We start from the raw sequence: 17,568 nt of genomic DNA, 5'->3' as shown, positions 1-17,568 counted from the left end.
GTGAACCCAGTCGACGACCGGGACGACTTCCAACCCGGGGGGCAGATCCTGTCCGACGCGGCCCGAGCGCTGTACCTGGCCGCCGTGCGTTCGGAAGGGCGCCTGACCGCCTCGAAGCAGGAGGCCGCGAAGTCGGAGGTCCAGGAACTGCTCGACCTCGGGCTCCTGGTGCCGGATCTGGACGACCCGGAATCCCTCGTGGTCGCCGACCCCAACCGGCTGTCGACCACGCTCAGCGCGACCTGGCAGCGCCGGGCGCTCCAGTTGCTCTCCCGCTCGACCAACCTCGTCAGCGAGCTGCAGGACCTCGGGGACGTCTACAACGAGCACGGCAAACAGGTCGAGACCGGCGGCCGGATCGAGTACATCAGCGGCAAGGTCTCCATCAACCAGCGCCTCGGCGCCCTGGTGGAGCGCTGCTCCAAGGAACTGTTGACCGCTCAGCCCGGCGGCGGGCGGCGGCCGGAGACGGTCCGCACCGCGATGAACCGGGACCTCGGGGTGCTCCAGCGCGGTGGCACGATCCGGACGATCTACCAGCCGAGCGCGCGGTACTCCAGCCCGACGCTGGAGTACGTCGAGACGATGACCCACGAGGGCAGCCAGGTCCGCACGCTGGACGAGCCGTTCAACGTGATGATCGTGATCGACAGAAAAGTCGCGATCATACCCGCGAGCGACGACATGACCGTCGCGGCATTCGTCCGGGACGACGCGGTGGTGAGCTATCTGGTCCACACCTTCGAGGCACTCTGGGAACGGGCCATTCCGTTCCCGGGAAGCCGGGAAGTCCCGCCCCAGGTGCTTTCCAGCCTGCGCCGTCAGATCGTCAGGCTGATGGTCCAGGGCATCGGCCACCGCGTCATCGCCAGGAACCTCGGACTCAGCGAACGGACGCTGGCGCGCCACATCGCGGAGATGCGCGAGGACCACGGCGTGGACACGCTATTTCAGTTGGGCTGGAAGCTCGCCCAAAAAGAAGGCGATTCCGAATCCACGGACTGACCGGACCAGGATCGGCGGTCCTTCTACTGCCAGCCACTGTCCATGGTGGACAGCGCCGACGTCGTGGGGTTCGTGCTCTGCCAGCCACTGTCCGCATCCGTGGAAGCGCCCAGGAAGAACGCGAAACCCAAAAGAACCGCGGAGACAACGAGGCGACGCGCATAGCGCACGACAGCACCCCTTTCAGAAGGACGCAGCAGACTCTCGGCAGGACGGCTGATACAGAATAGATCCTGACCTACTGCACGTCAGTACGGATAGTCGGAGAGTGTGTCATCTCGCTGCCATGCAGGGAGATGACATCTGGTGATGCTGGACCGAAGTACAGCGCCAGATGGACGATCAGTTCGCTGTCGACGGGTCTGGGCAATTTTTGCCCGTGTTCATTCAATTGCAGGTCAGCGACTGCGAGGCCCGGCCTTCCGCGACACGGCACCACACATATCCACAGGCCAGTCAGGCACCGACCCTCTCTCGCCGACTACTCCCCCGGAGTCGACAATGACCGAGCCCTACCTGCGCCACCACGACAGCCAGGCCCCCGAGGGCCGGCGTGCACGAGTCTTCCTGGCCGCGCCGTTGATGCGACTGACCGGGCCGGCCGACAGTGTCGTGACGCTTGCCAGCCGGACGCGGCTGACGACGCTCCGCACCACCCTGCTGCGCAGCGGTGCCGCCGTGTACAGCGCGCACCACAGCGACGCCTGGACGGTGGCCGGCCGGGCGCCGGAGCCGCGGGTGCCCTCCGACTTCCGGGCGCTGCAGTCGGCGGACCTGGTCTTCGCCTACGTCGGGGCGCCGCTCTCCGCCGGAGTGAGCCTGGAGCTGGGCTGGGCCTCGGCGCTGCGCAAGCCGATCGTCCTGCTGGTCGACGAGGCCATCACGCACAACCCGCTGATCGCCACCATCGAGCAGGTCGCCCCCGTCCTGCCGCTGGTCTTCGACGACACCTGGTCCCAGGAGGCCCTCCACCACACCGTGGAGACCGCCCTCGACTGGGCCGGTATGGCGCTCTCCCTGCGCGAGGGCTTCTGGACCGCCCCCGGCGAGCAGTTCAGCGTCCCCCGGCAGCAGCCCCCGGCCGTCGGCCCGACCGGCTACTGGCCGACCGGCGCGGCGACCGGCTGACCACCGCGGCGGCTCAGCCATCGGACTCCCCGGTCCTGGCTCCCCGCATCTGCCAGCCGAGCTGGAACAGCGTCTGAGCGTCGTACAGCTCGCGCAGCCGCGAGATGTGACCGGCCACCGTCCGCTCGCTCAGCCCCAGCCGGCTCGCGATCGCCCGCTGGGTCAGCCCCTGGGACAGCAGCCGGCCGACCTGCTCGTGCACCAGCGGCTCGGTGCCCCCGTCGGCCAGCGCCGTCCAGTTCACCCCCTCCGCCTGCTGCCACTGCTGCTCGAAAACGCCCACCAGGAAGGCGACCGTCGCCGGGTCCTCCACGAAGGCCGCACTGGTGTTGTCCGCGGCGGCCGGGATCACCGCCACCGTGCGATCGAAGATCAGCAACCGGGAGAACGGCGCGGCCAGCACGCGGATCGTGCACCCGAGCCGGGTGACCTCGACCGCGAACTCCACCGTGGGTCCGTCCACCCGGGCGGCCGGCTCGTAGACCGCCCGCATGGTTCCGCCGTGTTCGAGGTAACGGAGGGCGTGGTTCAGCCGGTCGGGCAGCGCCGCCACCGGGCAGGCGCCACCGGGCGTCGCGGTCAGGTACTCGTCCCGGAACTCCAGGGCCAGCTGGTCGACCTGATGCCGGATCTGTTCCATGCCCGACACGTACCGGACCCCGGTGGGGCGGTTGCCGCGATGCGAGGCGGCGTCGTACGCCTGGGTCAGATCGCCCAGCAGGTCCGGCAGTTGCTCCGCCTCCGCCAGCAGCCGGGCGCTCATCAGCCGGATGTCCGCGCCGATCCGGTCGGTGACCGACCGCGGGTCCACCGCGCTGTACGAGGCGTCCATCAGCTGCGGCACGACCAGACCGGTCTCGACCAGCCGCCGCAGCGGCCCGGCCTCGCCGGTGCCGACCTCGGCGGCGCGCAGCCGGCCGCCGTTGCGGAGGATCGCGCGGTAGAGCGCGCGGGCGTCGTCGTCGGGGAGCGCCGCGGTCAGCAGGTCCGAGGGCGTACGGGTGTCAGCCATCGCGCTCTCCCCTCATCAGCCAGCCGAGCTGGTACAGCGTCTGGGCGCCGTGCCGGTCGCGCAGCCGGGAGATGTGGGCGGCGACGGTGCGTTCGCTGAGGCCGAGGCGGGAGGCGACGGCGCGCTGGGTGAGGCCCTTGGCGAGCAGCCGGCCGACCCGGTCGGGGGCGGCGCGGGTGGGGCCGTGGGTGAGGGGCGCGGCCCAGTCGGTGGTGTCGGCCCGGGCCCAGTCGCGTTCGAAGCCGCCGACCAGGAAGGCGATCGCGGCCGGGTCGGAGATGAAGGCGGCGGTGCTGTGGTCGTCGTTGGCGGAGATCACCGCGACCGTGCGGTCGAAGACGATCAGGCGCTGGAACGGCTCGTCCAGGGTCCGGATCAGCGATCCGTGCCGGGAGACCTCGTCGGCGTAGGCCCGGGCGGCCGGCTCGGAGAACGCTATCGGCTGGTAGACGGTGCGCAGCGAACAGCCCCGCTGGAGCAGTTGGACGTCCTGGCGGACGGCGATCTGCAGGGCGTCGGCCGGACGGTGGCCGGGCTGGGCGGTGAGCACCTCGGTACGGCAGTCGGAGACCAGCTGGGAGATGCGCTGGCGGATGTGGACGTGGCCCTCGATGTAGACGGCGCCGCCGGACCGCTCGGGCCGGCGGGGCATCGCGTCGTAGGCGCGGGTGAGGGTGTCGAGGGTGCCGGGGAGGTTCTCGGCGCGGACCAGCAGGCGGGTCGCCTCGCTGCGCAGCTCGGCGCCGAGGCGGTCGCTGACCGAGCGCGGGCTGACGGCGGTGTGGCAGGCGTCGACCGGGTTGGGGATCAGCAGGCCGATGGCCACCAGCCGGCGCAGGGCGGGCTGATCGCTCTCCGGGACCTCGGCGAAGGGGATGCGTCCGCCGCGGCCGACCACGGCCAGGTAGAGCCGACGGGCCGCCTCGTCGGGCTCGCCGACCGCCGCCGTGGTGCCAGGAGCGGCCGTCGGATCCGCCGTCACCTCGAACACTCCCTGCCGGATGGATCTCGGATGTGTCTTCGTCTCCCGCGCGGCCGATGCTTTCCGGTCATGGGCTCGGCACCGTGCAGCGCACCCGATCACGGTACTGCGAGCCGGCGGGCCCCCGGGCCCCGGGTGCCGTCGCACACGGGTTCCCCGGGGGCCGCCGGTGCACGTCGAGGCCACGGCGCTTCCGGCGAGGCGGAGCAGCAACGCCTCGCCGACTCCGGTCCCGGGCGCCATCACCACACATGGCACCCGGCCGACGCTCTTCCCCCCGATATGCAGGTACTGACGTACCTCACGCATCCAGTACTGAAGAGCAAGTCGCCACCATCGGGCTGCGGTTGCCCGGACGGCCTGACGTGACTCCACCCTCACAGCGTGACGGCCGGTGAACAAGGCCAGCCCGAGTGCATGTTCTCGCAATTGCAGGAACCTGCAGCGGCCGGCCGGCGCGGGGCGCCGGGCCCCGACGTGGCTCCACGCGAAACCGCTGGTCACAGCGGTGCGGTGGCGGAGTCCTCCCGTCCGTTCATTCGTCTCCGGACGACCGCGCTCCGCCTGTGCGCACCGTGCGCGGAGCTTGTACGCCGTCTCCGTGCGCGGAGCTCGTACGCCGTCCCCGAGCGCCGTCCGGGCCGTTCGCGAAACCGCAGCAGGCGCGCGTCCTGCGGCCGGAGCACTCAGCGCGCCAGCAGGCGGCCGCCCGCCAGTCCTGCCGCGGTGCCGCAGGCGGCGACGGCCCAGGCCGCGATCAGCAGCACATAGAGCCCGGCGGCCAGGCCGGTGAAGCCGGCGAACCCGGTGTGGCGGGCGAGGCCGGCGGCGCCGGTGACGCAGGTGCCGACCGGGAAGGTGTACGCCCACCAGGTCATCGCGAACGGCATCCCGGCCCGGCGGGCGCGCAGGTTGGCGGTGACGGCGATGACCAGCCAGAGCATCGCGACGCCGAGCACCGCGACCCCGTACAGCTCCGCGAAGGCGAGCGCGGCGGGGGCGAGTTGCGGCAGGACCGGCCGGGCGGCGTCGGCGAGCTGGTGGACGGCGGTGGTGGACTGGCCGAGCGGCCCGAGCACCAGGAACAGCGAGGGGGTGAGCACCAGCGCGGGCAGCTTGCTGTGGACGAGCCCGGTGAGCACCACCGGCAGCAGGGCGAGGGTGGCCAGCAGGCCGACGCCGAGCAGCGCGTAGCAGCCGTACAGCATGGCCTGCTGCGCGGTCCCGGCCGGCAGGTGCGGGACGAGCGCGGGGCCGGTCGCGGCGGCGACCAGCGGGGCGACCACCGGCAGCAGCCAGGTCGGGTTGGCCTCCAGCGCGGAGAGCGAGTGCCTGGTGATCATCAGATACGGGATGCCGGCCGCGACGGCCAGGGCGTACAGCGTGCCGGCGCTCCAGAGCACGGCGTCCAGGGCGACGGCGGGGCCGGTGCCGATCACCCGGGAGCCGAGCAGCAGGGTGCCGAGGCCGACCGCCAGCAGGGCCATCGGCGGACAGCCGTAGAAGACCGCGGTGGCCGGGTTGTCCAGCAGCTGGGTGCGGGCGGCCGCGCGGTGCCGGGTCAGGTGGACCGCCCGGGCGCCGCCGAGCAGCAGCAGGCCGGCCAGCCCGAGCGCCCACATCAGCTCGCCGAACCCGATCAGCCCGGGCAGCCGGACCGGAAGCACGGCCGCCCCGTTGCCGACGATCGCGGTGCCCATGATCGCGGCGTACCAGTTGGGGCCGAGCTGGGCGAGGTCGAGGCGGGGGGTGCGGGTGAGCGGTCGGACGCTGAGAAGGGTGGCCATGAGACCCACCGTGCCCTCGGCCGACCGGCTCCGGTAGCGCCGGGCGATCTATGAGGACATAGCCTGGATCTATGGCCCTCTCCCCGCGTGTCCCCGAACTCGGAGCGCTGGAGCTGCTGCTCGCAGTGGCCCGGCTGGGCAGCGTCGGGCGGGCCGCGGCGGAACTGGGGGTGAGCCAGCCGACCGCCAGCGCCCGGATCAAGGGCATGGAGCGGCAGATCGGCGTCCCGCTGCTGGACCGCTCCCCGCGCGGCTCGCGGCCGACCGAGGCGGGCCGGCTGGTGGTCGAGTGGGCGCGGCATGTGGTGGAGGCCGCACAGGCGCTGGACGCCGGGATCGACGCGCTGCGGGAGCGGCGGGACGCCCGTCTGGTGGTGGTGGCCAGCCTGACCGTCGCCGAGTACCTGATGCCCGGCTGGCTGCTGGCGCTGCACACGGCCAGCCCCGGCACGGCGGTGACGCTGCGGACGGCGAACTCGGCGGACGTCGCCGGACACGTGCTGGCCGGGGAGGCGGACCTCGGCTTCGTCGAGGGCCCGTCCACCCCGCCGGGGCTGGCCGGCGCGGTGGTGGCCGCCGACCGGCTGGTGGTGGTGGTCGCGCCCGGACACGCCTGGGCCCGCCGCCGGGCACCGCTCACCGGGGCCGAGCTGGCCGCGACGCCGCTGGTGCTGCGCGAGCCCGGTTCCGGCACCCGGGAGGTGCTGGAGATGGCGCTGGCGCCGTACGGGGGCGCCGCGAAGCCGCGACTGGAGCTGGCCTCCTCCACGGCGCTGAAGGCGGCGGCGATGACCGGGGCCGGGCCGGTCTGCCTGAGCGAGCTGGCGGTGGTGGAGGAGCTGGCGACCCGGCGGCTGGTGGCGGTGCCGCTGGCGGACGGGCTGGACCTGCGGCGCCCGCTGCGCGCGGTCTGGCCGGCCGGGCGGCGGCCGAGCGGGCCGGCCAGGGAGCTGCTGGGGCTCACCCGGCAGAGCGCACCGTACCCGCGGGTGCGGGTAGGGGCGGGGGCCGCGGGCGCCGCAGGGGCCGGTCCGCGTCCACGGAAACGTTCATCTGAAAGTTGAGCGGAATAGACTCAACTTAGTGCATGCTGTAGTCAGCAGCACCGAAAGCCCGAAGACCGGAACCGGGAGACCGGCGCCCGAGACCGGCGCCCGGAACCCCGGACCGGAACCCGGAGTACCGACAGCGAGTCCGAGGAGGACACCCCAGCAGTGGACGCCAGCAAGTTCACCACCAAGACGCAGGACGCCCTGTCCGCCGCGATCCGGCAGGCCGGCGGCGCCGGGAACCCGGACGTCAAGCCGGTGCACATCCTGATCGCCCTGCTGGAACAGCCCGAGGGCATCGCCAGGCCGCTCCTGGAAGCGGTCGGCGCGGACGCCGCGCAGACCGACGCCGAGGCCCGCCGCCTGCTGACCGCGCTGCCCAGCGCCAGCGGCTCCACCGTCGCCGCGCCGCAGCTGTCCCGCGACACCCTGGCCGTGCTCACCGAGGCCGGCCGGCGCGCCGACGACCTGGACGACCAGTACGTCTCCACCGAACACCTGATGGTCGGCCTGGCCGCCGAGGGCGGGGCGGTCGCCGAGCTGCTGGCCCGGCAGGGCGCCACGGCGAAGGCGCTGCTCGCCGCGTTCAAGGACGTGCGCGGCAGCGGCCGGGTCACCTCGCCCGACCCGGAGGGCACCTACAAGGCGCTGGAGAAGTACGGCACCGACCTCACCCAGGCCGCCCGGGACGGCAAGCTCGACCCGGTGATCGGGCGGGACCAGGAGATCCGCCGGGTCGTCCAGGTGCTCTCCCGCCGGACCAAGAACAACCCGGTGCTGATCGGCGAGCCCGGCGTCGGCAAGACGGCCGTGGTCGAGGGCCTGGCCCAGCGGATCGTCGCCGGCGACGTGCCGGAGTCGCTGCGCGGCAAGCGGCTGGTCGCCCTGGACCTCAGCGCGATGGTCGCCGGCGCGAAGTACCGCGGCGAGTTCGAGGAGCGGCTGAAGGCCGTTCTGAACGACATCAAGCAGAGCGACGGCCAGGTCGTCACCTTCATCGACGAGCTGCACACCATGGTCGGCGCGGGCGCCGGCGGCGACTCCGCGATGGACGCCGGCAACATGCTCAAGCCGATGCTGGCCCGCGGCGAGCTGCGGATGGTCGGCGCCACCACCCTGGACGAGTACCGCGAGCGGATCGAGAAGGACCCGGCCCTGGAGCGGCGCTTCCAGCAGGTGCTGGTCGGCGAGCCCAGCGTGGAGGACTCGATCGCCATCCTGCGCGGCCTCAAGGGCCGGTACGAGGCGCACCACAAGGTGCAGATCGCGGACGCCGCCCTGGTCGCCGCCGCCACCCTCTCCAACCGCTACATCACCTCCCGCTTCCTCCCCGACAAGGCGATCGACCTGGTCGACGAGGCGGCCTCCCGGCTCCGGATGGAGATCGACTCCTCCCCGGTGGAGATCGACGAACTCCAGCGCGCCGTCGACCGGTTGCGGATGGAGGAGCTGGCCCTGGAGAAGGAGTCCGACCCCGCCTCGGTGGACCGGCTGGCCCGGCTTCGGCGCGACCTGGCCGACAAGAACGAGCAGCTGAGCGTGCTCACGGCACGCTGGGAGCAGGAGAAGAAGAGCCTCAACCGGGTCGGCGAGCTCAAGGAGCGCCTGGACGACCTGCGCGGCGCCCTCGAACGCGCCCAGCGCGACGGCGACTTCGAGCGCGCCTCCAAGCTGATGTACGCCGAGATCCCGTCCGCCGAGCACGAGCTGACCGAGGCTCAGGAACGCGCGGCGGACCAGGACGCCTCCGCGTCCATGGTCAAGGAGGAGGTCGGCCCGGACGACGTGGCCGATGTGGTCGCGTCCTGGACGGGCATCCCGGCCGGCCGGCTGCTGGAGGGTGAGAGCGCCAAACTCCTGCGCATGGAGGATGAGTTGGGCCGGCGCCTGATCGGCCAGCGGGAGGCCGTCCAGGCCGTCTCGGACGCGGTGCGCCGCACCCGCTCGGGCATCGCCGACCCGGACCGCCCGACCGGCTCCTTCCTCTTCCTCGGCCCGACCGGCGTCGGCAAGACCGAACTCGCCAAGGCCCTGGCCGACTTCCTCTTCGACGACGAGCGGGCGATGGTCCGCATCGACATGAGCGAGTACGGCGAGAAGCACTCCGTCTCCCGCCTGGTCGGCGCCCCGCCCGGGTACGTCGGCTACGAGGAGGGCGGCCAGCTCACCGAGGCGGTCCGCCGCCGCCCGTACAGCGTGGTGCTGCTGGACGAGGTGGAGAAGGCCCATCCCGAGGTCTTCGACGTGCTGCTCCAGGTCCTGGACGACGGCCGGCTCACCGACGGCCAGGGCCGCACGGTGGACTTCCGCAACGCGATCCTGATCCTCACCTCCAACCTGGGCTCGCAGTTCCTGGTGGACCCGGCCATCCCCGAGGAGCGGAAGAAGGACCTGGTGCTGGAGTCGGTGCGGGCCGCCTTCAAGCCGGAGTTCCTCAACCGGCTGGACGACATCGTGGTCTTCGAACCGCTGGGCACCGCGGAGCTCACCCGGATCGTCGACCTCCAGGTGGCCCGGCTGGGCGAGCGGCTGCGCGAGCGCCGGCTCACCCTCCAGGTCTCCGAGGCCGCCCGGGACTGGCTGGCCCTCACCGGCTACGACCCCGCGTACGGCGCCCGTCCGCTGCGGCGTCTGGTGCAGTCCGCGATCGGCGACCAGCTGGCCAGGTCCATCCTCTCCGGCCAGGTGCACGACGGAGACACCGTTCTGGTCGAACGGGACGAGGAGGGCGACCGCCTCACCGTCCGTGCCCGCGGACCGCTGGAGAAGTAGCGCCCGGAGCACGGTGGGCCGCCCTCGCACGGCAGGGCGGCCCACCACCGTGTTCACCCTCGGTGGCCGCCGCCGGCGCCCGGGCTCCGGCATGATCCAACAGGCCCCGGCCCGCCGCCGGGTGCCCCTGTAAGGCGCCGCCCGGATGAGGCAGGATGGAAGGTGGAAAGGGCGGCCTCTCATTGCCGGCCACCACGTGCACTGAGGAAGAGGACCCCCATGAGCATCGACCCGTCGTCCATCCCGTCGTTCGGCGCACCGCAGGGCGGTCAGCCCGGCGGTCAGGGGCGGCCGGCCGGCCCGCCGCCCATCATCGTTCCGGACCAGGCCCTGGTGACCCAGCTCCTGGACCAGATGCAGCTCAAGCACGTCGTGGACGAGGAGGGCGACCTCACCGCCCCCTGGGAGGGCTTCCGCGTCTACTACATGTTCCGCGGCGAGCAGAAGGAGCTCTTCGCGGTCCGCGCGTTCTACGACCGCGCCTACCCGCTTGAGGACAAGGGCGAGATCCTCGACCTGATCGACGAGTGGAACCGCGAGACCCTCTGGCCCAAGGTCTACACGCACACCCACGAGGACGGCGTGGTCCGCCTCATCGGCGAGGCCCAGATGATCGTCGGCACCGGCGTCAACCTGGACTACTTCGTCACCACCACCGCCAACTGGACCCAGGCCGCCGTCGGTTTCGAGCAGTGGATCGTCGAGCGCCTCGGCCTGCAGAAGGACATCGAGGGCGAGGACGGCGAGGGCGGCGCCCCCGAGGGCACCGACGAGGCCTGAGCCCCTCACCGCGTCCGGCCTTACGAACGGCCCGCCACCGGCAACCCCCGGTGGCGGGCCGTCCTTGTCCCCGGCCGCCGGCTGCCCCCAGGATGGGGCGACGCCAAGGTGTGAGGAGCTGTAATGGGTACGAGGCCGCTGCTGAACCGCCGGCTGGACGGGATGGGCACGACGATCTTCGCCGAGATGTCCGCCCTCGCCACCGCCACCGGTTCGATCAACCTCGGTCAGGGCTTCCCGGACACCGACGGACCGCGCGAGATCGCCGAGGCGGCGGCCCGGGCCGTGCTGAGCGGCCAGGGCAACCAGTACCCGCCCGGCCCGGGCATCCCCGAGCTCCGGCACGCCATCGCCGAGCACCAGCAGCGCTTCCGCGGCCTCACCTACGACCCGGACACCGAGGTCCTGGTCACCGCCGGCGCCACCGAGGCGATCGCCGCCGCGCTGCTGGCCCTGCTGGAGCCCGGCGACGAAGTGATCGCCCTGGAGCCGTTCTACGACTCCTACGCCGCCTGCATCGCGATGGCCGGAGCGGTCCGTGTGCCGCTCACCCTGCGGGCCCCGGACTTCCGGCCCGACCTGGAGCGGCTGCGCGCCCTGGTCACCCCGCGCACCCGGCTGCTGCTGCTCAACTCGCCGCACAACCCGACCGGCCTGGTGCTCAACCCCGAGGAACTGGCCGCGATCGCCGCCCTCGCCGTCGAGCGCGACCTGCTGGTGATCACCGACGAGGTGTACGAGCACCTGGTGTTCAGCGGCGCCCACCACCCGATCGCCGCCCTCCCCGGCATGCGGGAGCGCACCGTCTCCATCTCCTCGGCCGGCAAGACCTTCTCCTTCACCGGGTGGAAGGTCGGCTGGGTGACGGCGAGCGCGCCGCTGGTGGCCGCCGTCCGTACGGCGAAGCAGTACCTGACGTACGTCAGCGCCGGGCCGTTCCAGTACGCCGTCGCCGAGGCGCTGCGGCTGCCCGGGAGCTACTTCGACGACTTCCGCGCCGACCTGCGTCGCAAGCGCGACCTGCTCGCGGACGGGCTGAGCGCGGCCGGCTTCCGGGTCTTCAACCCCGAGGGCACGTACTTCATCACCACCGACATCACCCCGCTCGGCGAGAAGGACGGCATCGAGTTCTGCCGGTCCCTGCCCGAGCGCTGCGGCGTCGTCGCCATCCCCAACGCCGTCTTCTACGACAACACCGAGGCCGGGCGCTCGCTCGTCCGGTTCACGTTCTGCAAAAGGGTGCACGTCCTGGAAGAGGCAGTGGCCCGGCTCCAGCAGCTCTGACCGATGCCGGTGAGGCCGCCGCCAGGGCGGTCCCACCAGCGCCTACCCTGCCGCGCCGGCCACCTGCCGACCGACGTCCAGCCCGGCCCTGGCGGCACGGAGTGCGGTGCGGGCCCGATCGCCCCGGTCCCGCCCAGCCGCAGGCGCGGCTCCGGCCGGATCACCCGAAACAGCGTCGCGACCGCCTCGCGGACCTGATCGTCCGGTACCGCCAAGGGCGTTGGGCCCTCCTCCCGCTCTCCGGGCGGGTCGAGTGCCTGGTCGGCGACGGCCGACGGCCGGTCGGCCCGCTCGGTGGGGAGGGTGGGTTCTGGTAGCCGGGCCGGTCCACTGGCCCGGCCATCCCTTTTGCGGTTACCGGGCGGCGAGGAGTTCCCCGCGCTCGACAGCCTCGCGCAGGACCGCGGCGAACTCCTGGGGCAGGAGGCTGACCGCGTCAAGAGCGTCGGCGGCCAGGGGGATCTCCTCCAGGAGGTACTCGCCTCGGCCTTCCTGGCTGAACTCCGGGCCGGTGCGGTCGTCGAAGCTCCACTTCTCGATGGTGGCGAGGTAGAAGTCCTGGCGCTCGTCGTCGGTCTCGATGGTGTGGAGGAGGCTGCCGATCCGGGCTTCGCCGGAGATCTCCTCGCGGACCTCGCGCCGCAGGGCGTCCTCGGGGCCGGCGTCGGTGGGTTCGATCTTGCCGCCGACGATCACCCAGTACGGGTCGACGCCGGGGCGGATGCGCTTGATCAGCAGCATGGTGTCGTCCGGGGTGAGGAGGACGGCTCGGACACGGTGCCGCATGGTGGTCTGCTTCCTGTTCGGTGGGACGTGCCGGTCAGTGGAGGAGTCGGCCTCCGTCGGCGTGCAACGACTGACCGGTGATGAAGGACGCGCTGGGGCCGGCGAGGAAGGCAACCGCGGCGGCGGGCACCTGCTTCGCCACCCGCCGGCATCACCCCGCTGGGCGAGAAGGACGGCGGTGAGTTCTGCCGGTCCCGGCCCGGGCGGTGCGGGGTGGTGGCGATCCGGTTCACGTTCCGCACAAGGGCGCACGTCCTGGGGAAGGCCGTCGCCCGGCTCGTTCGGCTCCGGCCTTCCGACCGGCCTCCGGTTCATCACTGACGATCAGTCAACTCTCATGCCCCGGCGGACCGGTCGCCGCCAGCCGGGCGATCGGCGCCGCCCCGACGGCGCGGCGCCGGGTCGGTGCGCCGGGCGCGTGAGGGCCGGAGGCGCGCGAGTCGTGCGGCAGGCTCGTAGCCAGCGCGCACGGCGCGCGACCCGGGGCAAAGGGCGCGCGCTGAGCAGAGTCGCACACCGGGTCGATCAGAGCAGGGAAGCAGGTGTGCTCGAAACAGTGAATGCTTGACAAAGTTGGGTAAATCACCGACGGACCCGGCGTATTCATGCTTCTCTGCTGCTGAATCTCCAGCCGGAATCCTTCCTTCCACGGCCGGCCGCGCCCTGGGCCGTACAGCCACGAACAGCCTCGCCCCATGCCTAGGCCTACTCGCTGCTGCCCGGCGGGCGCGCACGGAGCTGAAACGCGGAGCCGAGCATGCTCACCACACTGCAGACCTCCTACACGGACACCCGCGCCGGTGACCTGGCCTGGTGTCTCGGCGGCGACCCGCTGCCCGCTCTCGCGGTCCGCGACCTGAGACTCGAAGGTGCCGGCCACCCGGGCCCGCCCGGCACGCTCCAGCTGCGGCTGCTGGGCGCCTCGCACCAGGTGGTGATCGCCGCCGGCCCCGGCGAGTGCCTGGAGACGGTCGCCTGCCTGCCCGGCCGCCGCACCCCGCTGCCCGCCCGGGTGGCCAAGCAGGTGGGCGGCTGGGAGTACGAGTTCGCGGCCCGGATCGAGGCGCTGCCACCGCACGACTTCGCCGCCCGCGCGCAGGAGTTGCTGGCCCTGGTCGAGGGCCATCCACGCGGTCTGGCCGGCGTCTTCCCCGGCGATCCGAGCGCCTTCACCGCACTGGTCACCCAGGGCGGCGCGGACCGGCTGCTCTGGCGCACCTGGCACGCCTACCCCCAGGAGGGCCGGCTGGTCTGTACCCGCTCCTCGCTCGTGGTCCCCAGGCCATGACGGCCCCCGCTCCCCCGCCCACCCGCACGCCCCGATTCGCACACAGCGACGATCTGTCAACCTGCCGCACCGTTCTGTCCGCCGAATGGACGCAGCTATCCGCACCGAACGTCGCCTAGCGTTTGTTCGTGATCAACCATCCGGCCGGTCCTCCCGTACAACCGGGACTCGACCTCGACGACGGCAGCCCACCCCGGCCCGGGCGGAGCCTGAACCCTCTGCCCGCCCGCCGTCGGTCCCGGCTGCGCGCCCACCCCCGGCTCGCCCGGCTGACCGTCCTGCTGGCCGCCTTCATCTGCGCCGCCTGCGGACTCGTCTACGAACTCGAACTCGTCGCGCTCGGCGACTATCTGCTCGGCGACTCGGTCACCCAAACCTCCGTGGTGCTCTCCGTCATGGTGTTCGCGATGGGCCTGGGCTCCCTGTTCGCCAAACGCTTCACCCGCCGCCCCGCCACCTCCTTCGCACTGATCGAGTGCGCGCTCGCGCTCACCGGCGGGCTCTCCGTCCTCGCGCTGTACTCCTGCTGGGCCTGGATCGGCCGCTACCAGGCCGCGATGGTCGCCCTGACCTGCCTGATCGGCATCCTGATCGGCGCCGAGATCCCGCTGCTGATGACGCTCATCCAACGGATCCGCCGGGAGGACGCGGGGCGGGCCGCCGCCGACCTGTTCGCCGCCGACTACGTGGGCGCGCTGATCGGCGGCCTCGCCTTCCCGTTCCTGATCCTGCCCGGCTTCGGGCCGGGCACCGGCGCGCTGGTCACCGGGGCGGTCAACGCCGTCGCCGGGGGCGCCGTGGTGCTCTGGCTGTTCCGCGAGGAGCCCGCGCCGCGGATACGGCTGCTGCTCTGGGGCGGCTGCGCCCTCGTCCTCGCCGCCCTCGGCGCGGCCGCCGCCTGGTCCGACGCGATCGAACGGGCCGCCCGGCACGCGCTGTACGGCCCGCAGGTCCGCTTCGCCACCCACAGCCGGTACCAGGAGATCGTGCTCACCGGCCCCGCCGAGGGCCCGCTGCGGCTCTACCTGGACGGGCGGCTCGCGGTCTGCGGACCGGATGAGTACCGGGGCAGCGAGGCGCTCGTCCACCCCGCGATGGCCGCCGGTCCTGACACCCGGGTCCTGCTGCTCGGCGGCGGCGACGGGCTCGCCCTGCGGGAGGTGCTGCGCCACCGCGGGGTCCGCTCGGTGCTGGTGGTCGACACCGACCCGGCGCTCACCCGGCTCGCCCGGACCGACCCTGGCCTGACCGCGCTCTCCGGCGGCTCGCTGGACGACCCCCGGGTCAGGACGGCCACGGCCGACCCGCTGGCCTGGCTGCGCGACCGCGGCCGAACGGACCGGGCCTTCGACGTCGTCCTCGCCGACCTGCCCGCGCCGGCCGACGGCGGCCCGGTGAAGTTCCACTCGCAGGAGTTCTACGGCCTCACCACCCGGCTGCTCTCGCCCGGCGGGCGGCTCGCCGTCCGGGCCGGCGGCGACCAGAACGGCCTCTGGCAGGTCGAGTCCGGCCTCCGCGCGGCCGGCCTGCGCACCGTCCCGTACGCCGTCCAGGGCAGCGCCACCGCGAGCTGCCGCCCCGGCCCGGAGAGCGGCCAGGACTTCCTGCTCGCGGCCGCGGCCGAGCCCCCGCTCACGCTCGCCCCGGACGCGCCGCCACCGCGCGCGCTCACCCCGGACGGGCTCCGCTCCTCCGCCGCCCTCCTCGCCGCCCAGCGCCCGGCCCGGCCGCCGGCCGCCCTCACGCTGCTCGGACCGCGCTGACCCCCCCTGCGGCGGGTGGGGCGGGGCGGGCTCCGCGGGACGTCCGGGCAGCCGACCGGGGCCACCACGGGGACCACACGGGCTTCGGTCGGTAGGCTCCGTGACATGGAGCATGAGGTTGTCGTCCCGATGCCGGCCGGGCTGGTCCGGCAGGCCCTGCAGGATCCGGCGCTGCTAGCCCGTTCCGTGCCCGGACTGAGCACCGAACCGGCCGCCGTCGGCAGCGGCCCCGCCGAGGAGATCGGCGGGCGGCTGCGGCTGCGGATCGGCGCTTCCACCATCACGTACAAGGGCGTGCTGTCGCTGATCGAGGGGCGCGAGGGCGTGCTGACCGCGTTCGCCGAGGGCCAGGAGGCACGCGGCAGCGGTGAGGCCACCGCCACCGTACGGATCAGCGTCGCCGACGGCGCCGGGGCCGGCACCGCGGTCGTCCGCTTCACCGGCGACCTGAGCGCCACCGGGCGGCTCACCGAGTTCGACGAGGAGACCCTCGCCGCGACCGGCCGGAGGCTGCTGGACCGTTTCGCCGCCGCCCTCGTCTCCCCGGACGGGGAGACCGACGCCGACACGGACACCGAAGCCGAAGCCGACACGGATGCCGACGCGGACTCCGGCACCGGCACCGGCACCGGCACCGACGCGGCTCCGAGCGCCGCCGACGGCGAGAGCACCGACAAGAGCACCGGGGACGGCACCGAGGAGGCCGACGAGGCCGAGGAGACCACCGCCACCGTGCACTTCCTCGAGGACCGCCAGGACGAACCCGGCGACGACCTGGAGGACGACCTCTCCGACCTGATCGCCTTCTCCGACGCCGACGCCGAGCGGTTCGGCCTCCCCACCGGCGACCGCGACGGCCAGGACGAGCAGGCCGACACCGAGCAGCCGGCCGCCGAGTCCGAGGACCTGCCCACCGATCTCCCCGCCGACCTGCCCTTCGCGTACGAGGAGGAGCCGGTGCTCAGCGGCCCGGTCCGCCGCAGCATCGTCGGCCGCTCCGCCGAGGAGGTCGACCACGCCCCGCCGCGCGGCCGCTACGCCCCCGCCCTGCCGGCCCGCAGCGCGCGGGCCCGGGCGGCGTCCCGCTGGGGCGGCGAGGCCGGCGGCATCGTGGTCCCGGGCCCGGGCGGCCGCAGCCCGGTCCCGTGGATGATCGGCGGCGGTGTGGCCCTGCTCGGCGGCGCCGTGGTGCTGGTCAGGGCCCTGCGCCGACGCTAGCCGCCCCATCACGCCGGGCGCCCGTCCGGTGTGGGCAGGGCCTAGACTGAACGCTCATGAGCAACGACCGCGACGCCCTGCTGGCACAGATCAAGGACAAGGCCGTCGTGCACGGCAAGGTCACCCTTTCCTCCGGCAAGGAGGCCGACTACTACGTCGACCTGCGCCGGATCACGCTGGACGCCCAGGCGGCCCCGCTGGTCGGCCGGGTGATGCTGGACGCGACCGCCCACCTGGAGTACGACGCCGTCGGCGGTCTGACCCTCGGTGCCGACCCGGTCGCCGCCGCGATGCTGCACGCCGCCGCCGCCCGCGGCCGTGAGCTGGACGCCTTCGTGGTCCGCAAGGCGGGCAAGGCGCACGGCCTGCAGCGCCGGATCGAGGGCCCGGACGTCAAGGGCCGCCGGGTGCTGGCGGTCGAGGACACCTCCACCACCGGCGGCTCGGTGCTGACCGCCGTCGAGGCCCTGCGCGAGGCCGGTGCCGAGGTGGTCGGCGTCGCGGTGATCGTGGAGCGCGGCGCCGCCCCCGCGATCGAGGCGGCGGACCTGCCGTACGTCACCGCCTACACCCTGGACGACCTGGGCCTCTGAGCCCGGTGGAAACGGCCGGGGGCGGGGGGGGGGGGGGGGTGGAAAGGACCCCCCCCCCCCCCCCGGGGGGGCGGGGGCCGGGGGACAGCCCGGGGGGGGGGCGCGCCCCCGGCCCGCCGGG

General features: G+C 73.3%; 14 protein-coding genes. 10 read left to right on the top strand and 4 right to left on the bottom strand.

Features of this window, described 5'->3' with window-relative positions; genetic code table 11:
* Both ACIO5D_RS21495 and ACIO5D_RS21490 read left to right on the top strand, forming a co-directional pair.
* Nucleotides 1-1,005, top strand: a complete 1,005-nt coding sequence (locus ACIO5D_RS21495) for a hypothetical protein (protein WP_363603815.1) — start codon at nucleotides 1-3, stop codon at nucleotides 1,003-1,005.
* A gap of 501 nt (nucleotides 1,006-1,506) precedes the next feature.
* Nucleotides 1,507-2,133, top strand: coding sequence for a hypothetical protein (locus tag ACIO5D_RS21490; RefSeq protein WP_363603814.1), 627 nt, complete (start codon nucleotides 1,507-1,509; stop codon nucleotides 2,131-2,133).
* A gap of 13 nt (nucleotides 2,134-2,146) precedes the next feature.
* On the opposite strand, the gene ACIO5D_RS21485 is transcribed toward ACIO5D_RS21490, so the two are convergent.
* The 3 genes from ACIO5D_RS21485 to ACIO5D_RS21475 all read right to left on the bottom strand — a co-directional run bounded on the left by ACIO5D_RS21485 (nucleotide 2,147) and on the right by ACIO5D_RS21475 (nucleotide 5,914).
* The gene (locus tag ACIO5D_RS21485; RefSeq protein ID WP_400796999.1) at nucleotides 2,147-3,145 is read right to left on the bottom strand and encodes a LuxR C-terminal-related transcriptional regulator; all 999 of its coding nucleotides are present in this window, start codon (nucleotides 3,143-3,145) and stop codon (nucleotides 2,147-2,149) included.
* Nucleotides 3,138-4,127: a LuxR C-terminal-related transcriptional regulator gene (locus ACIO5D_RS21480; RefSeq protein ID WP_400796996.1), complete on the bottom strand. Its 990-nt coding sequence runs from the start codon at nucleotides 4,125-4,127 to the stop codon at nucleotides 3,138-3,140. The genes ACIO5D_RS21485 and ACIO5D_RS21480 overlap by 8 nt, the downstream gene beginning before the upstream one ends.
* Nucleotides 4,128-4,813: 686 nt before the next feature.
* Nucleotides 4,814-5,914, bottom strand: coding sequence for a TDT family transporter (locus ACIO5D_RS21475; protein ID WP_363603810.1), 1,101 nt, complete (start codon nucleotides 5,912-5,914; stop codon nucleotides 4,814-4,816).
* A 71-nt stretch (nucleotides 5,915-5,985) separates the two neighbouring features.
* Here ACIO5D_RS21475 and ACIO5D_RS21470 point away from each other — a divergent pair, with 71 nt between their 5' ends.
* The 4 genes from ACIO5D_RS21470 to ACIO5D_RS21455 all read left to right on the top strand — a co-directional run bounded on the left by ACIO5D_RS21470 (nucleotide 5,986) and on the right by ACIO5D_RS21455 (nucleotide 11,799).
* The gene (locus ACIO5D_RS21470) at nucleotides 5,986-6,978 is read left to right on the top strand and encodes a LysR family transcriptional regulator (RefSeq protein ID WP_400761656.1); all 993 of its coding nucleotides are present in this window, start codon (nucleotides 5,986-5,988) and stop codon (nucleotides 6,976-6,978) included.
* A 150-nt stretch (nucleotides 6,979-7,128) separates the two neighbouring features.
* Nucleotides 7,129-9,735: an ATP-dependent chaperone ClpB gene (gene clpB / locus ACIO5D_RS21465; protein ID WP_363603807.1), complete on the top strand. Its 2,607-nt coding sequence runs from the start codon at nucleotides 7,129-7,131 to the stop codon at nucleotides 9,733-9,735.
* 219 nt (nucleotides 9,736-9,954) lie between these two features.
* Nucleotides 9,955-10,515, top strand: coding sequence for a YbjN domain-containing protein (locus ACIO5D_RS21460; protein ID WP_363603806.1), 561 nt, complete (start codon nucleotides 9,955-9,957; stop codon nucleotides 10,513-10,515).
* A gap of 123 nt (nucleotides 10,516-10,638) precedes the next feature.
* Nucleotides 10,639-11,799 carry a pyridoxal phosphate-dependent aminotransferase gene (locus ACIO5D_RS21455; protein ID WP_400658302.1) on the top strand — a complete coding sequence of 387 codons (1,161 nt, stop codon included), beginning with the start codon at nucleotides 10,639-10,641 and terminating at the stop codon, nucleotides 11,797-11,799.
* Nucleotides 11,800-12,153: 354 nt separating this feature from the next.
* On the opposite strand, the gene ACIO5D_RS21450 is transcribed toward ACIO5D_RS21455, so the two are convergent.
* On the bottom strand, nucleotides 12,154-12,585 hold the full coding sequence (locus ACIO5D_RS21450) for an NUDIX domain-containing protein (protein ID WP_400796994.1): 432 nt from the start codon (nucleotides 12,583-12,585) through the stop codon (nucleotides 12,154-12,156).
* Between the two features lie 757 nt (nucleotides 12,586-13,342).
* On the opposite strand from ACIO5D_RS21450, the gene ACIO5D_RS21445 reads away from it, so the two are divergent.
* The 4 genes from ACIO5D_RS21445 (at nucleotide 13,343) to pyrE (ending at nucleotide 17,447) form a co-directional block, all read left to right on the top strand.
* Nucleotides 13,343-13,873: a DUF2617 family protein gene (locus ACIO5D_RS21445; protein ID WP_363603802.1), complete on the top strand. Its 531-nt coding sequence runs from the start codon at nucleotides 13,343-13,345 to the stop codon at nucleotides 13,871-13,873.
* A gap of 128 nt (nucleotides 13,874-14,001) precedes the next feature.
* Nucleotides 14,002-15,636, top strand: coding sequence for a polyamine aminopropyltransferase (locus ACIO5D_RS21440; RefSeq protein ID WP_363603801.1), 1,635 nt, complete (start codon nucleotides 14,002-14,004; stop codon nucleotides 15,634-15,636).
* Between the two features lie 105 nt (nucleotides 15,637-15,741).
* Entirely contained in the window at nucleotides 15,742-16,854 is a 1,113-nt protein-coding gene (locus ACIO5D_RS21435) for a hypothetical protein (protein WP_400796991.1), read from the top strand.
* Nucleotides 16,855-16,910: 56 nt separating this feature from the next.
* Complete coding sequence (gene pyrE, locus ACIO5D_RS21430; RefSeq protein WP_363603798.1) at nucleotides 16,911-17,447, top strand: orotate phosphoribosyltransferase; 537 nt, start codon at nucleotides 16,911-16,913, stop codon at nucleotides 17,445-17,447.
* The last annotated feature ends 121 nt before the right edge of the window (nucleotides 17,448-17,568 follow it).

The sequence above is a fragment of the Kitasatospora sp. NPDC087315 genome, from assembly GCF_044744345.1.
Classification (GTDB): Bacteria; Actinomycetota; Actinomycetes; order Streptomycetales; family Streptomycetaceae; genus Kitasatospora.
The sequence above is the reverse complement of the archived record's forward strand: the minus strand, read 5'-3'. Positions and strand labels throughout refer to the sequence as shown.

Bases quoted from the DNA above. Each gene is read 5' to 3' on its own strand.
- pyrE (WP_363603798.1), top strand. From the start codon at position 16,911: ATGAGCAACGACCGCGACGCCCTGCTGGCACAGATCAAGGACAAGGCC.
- ACIO5D_RS21490 (WP_363603814.1), top strand. From the start codon at position 1,507: ATGACCGAGCCCTACCTGCGCCACCACGACAGCCAGGCCCCCGAGGGC.
- ACIO5D_RS21455 (WP_400658302.1), top strand. From the start codon at position 10,639: ATGGGTACGAGGCCGCTGCTGAACCGCCGGCTGGACGGGATGGGCACG.
- ACIO5D_RS21450 (WP_400796994.1), bottom strand. From the start codon at position 12,585: ATGCGGCACCGTGTCCGAGCCGTCCTCCTCACCCCGGACGACACCATG.
- ACIO5D_RS21435 (WP_400796991.1), top strand. From the start codon at position 15,742: ATGGAGCATGAGGTTGTCGTCCCGATGCCGGCCGGGCTGGTCCGGCAG.
- ACIO5D_RS21470 (WP_400761656.1), top strand. From the start codon at position 5,986: ATGGCCCTCTCCCCGCGTGTCCCCGAACTCGGAGCGCTGGAGCTGCTG.
- ACIO5D_RS21485 (WP_400796999.1), bottom strand. From the start codon at position 3,145: ATGGCTGACACCCGTACGCCCTCGGACCTGCTGACCGCGGCGCTCCCC.
- ACIO5D_RS21445 (WP_363603802.1), top strand. From the start codon at position 13,343: ATGCTCACCACACTGCAGACCTCCTACACGGACACCCGCGCCGGTGAC.
- ACIO5D_RS21475 (WP_363603810.1), bottom strand. From the start codon at position 5,914: ATGGCCACCCTTCTCAGCGTCCGACCGCTCACCCGCACCCCCCGCCTC.
- ACIO5D_RS21460 (WP_363603806.1), top strand. From the start codon at position 9,955: ATGAGCATCGACCCGTCGTCCATCCCGTCGTTCGGCGCACCGCAGGGC.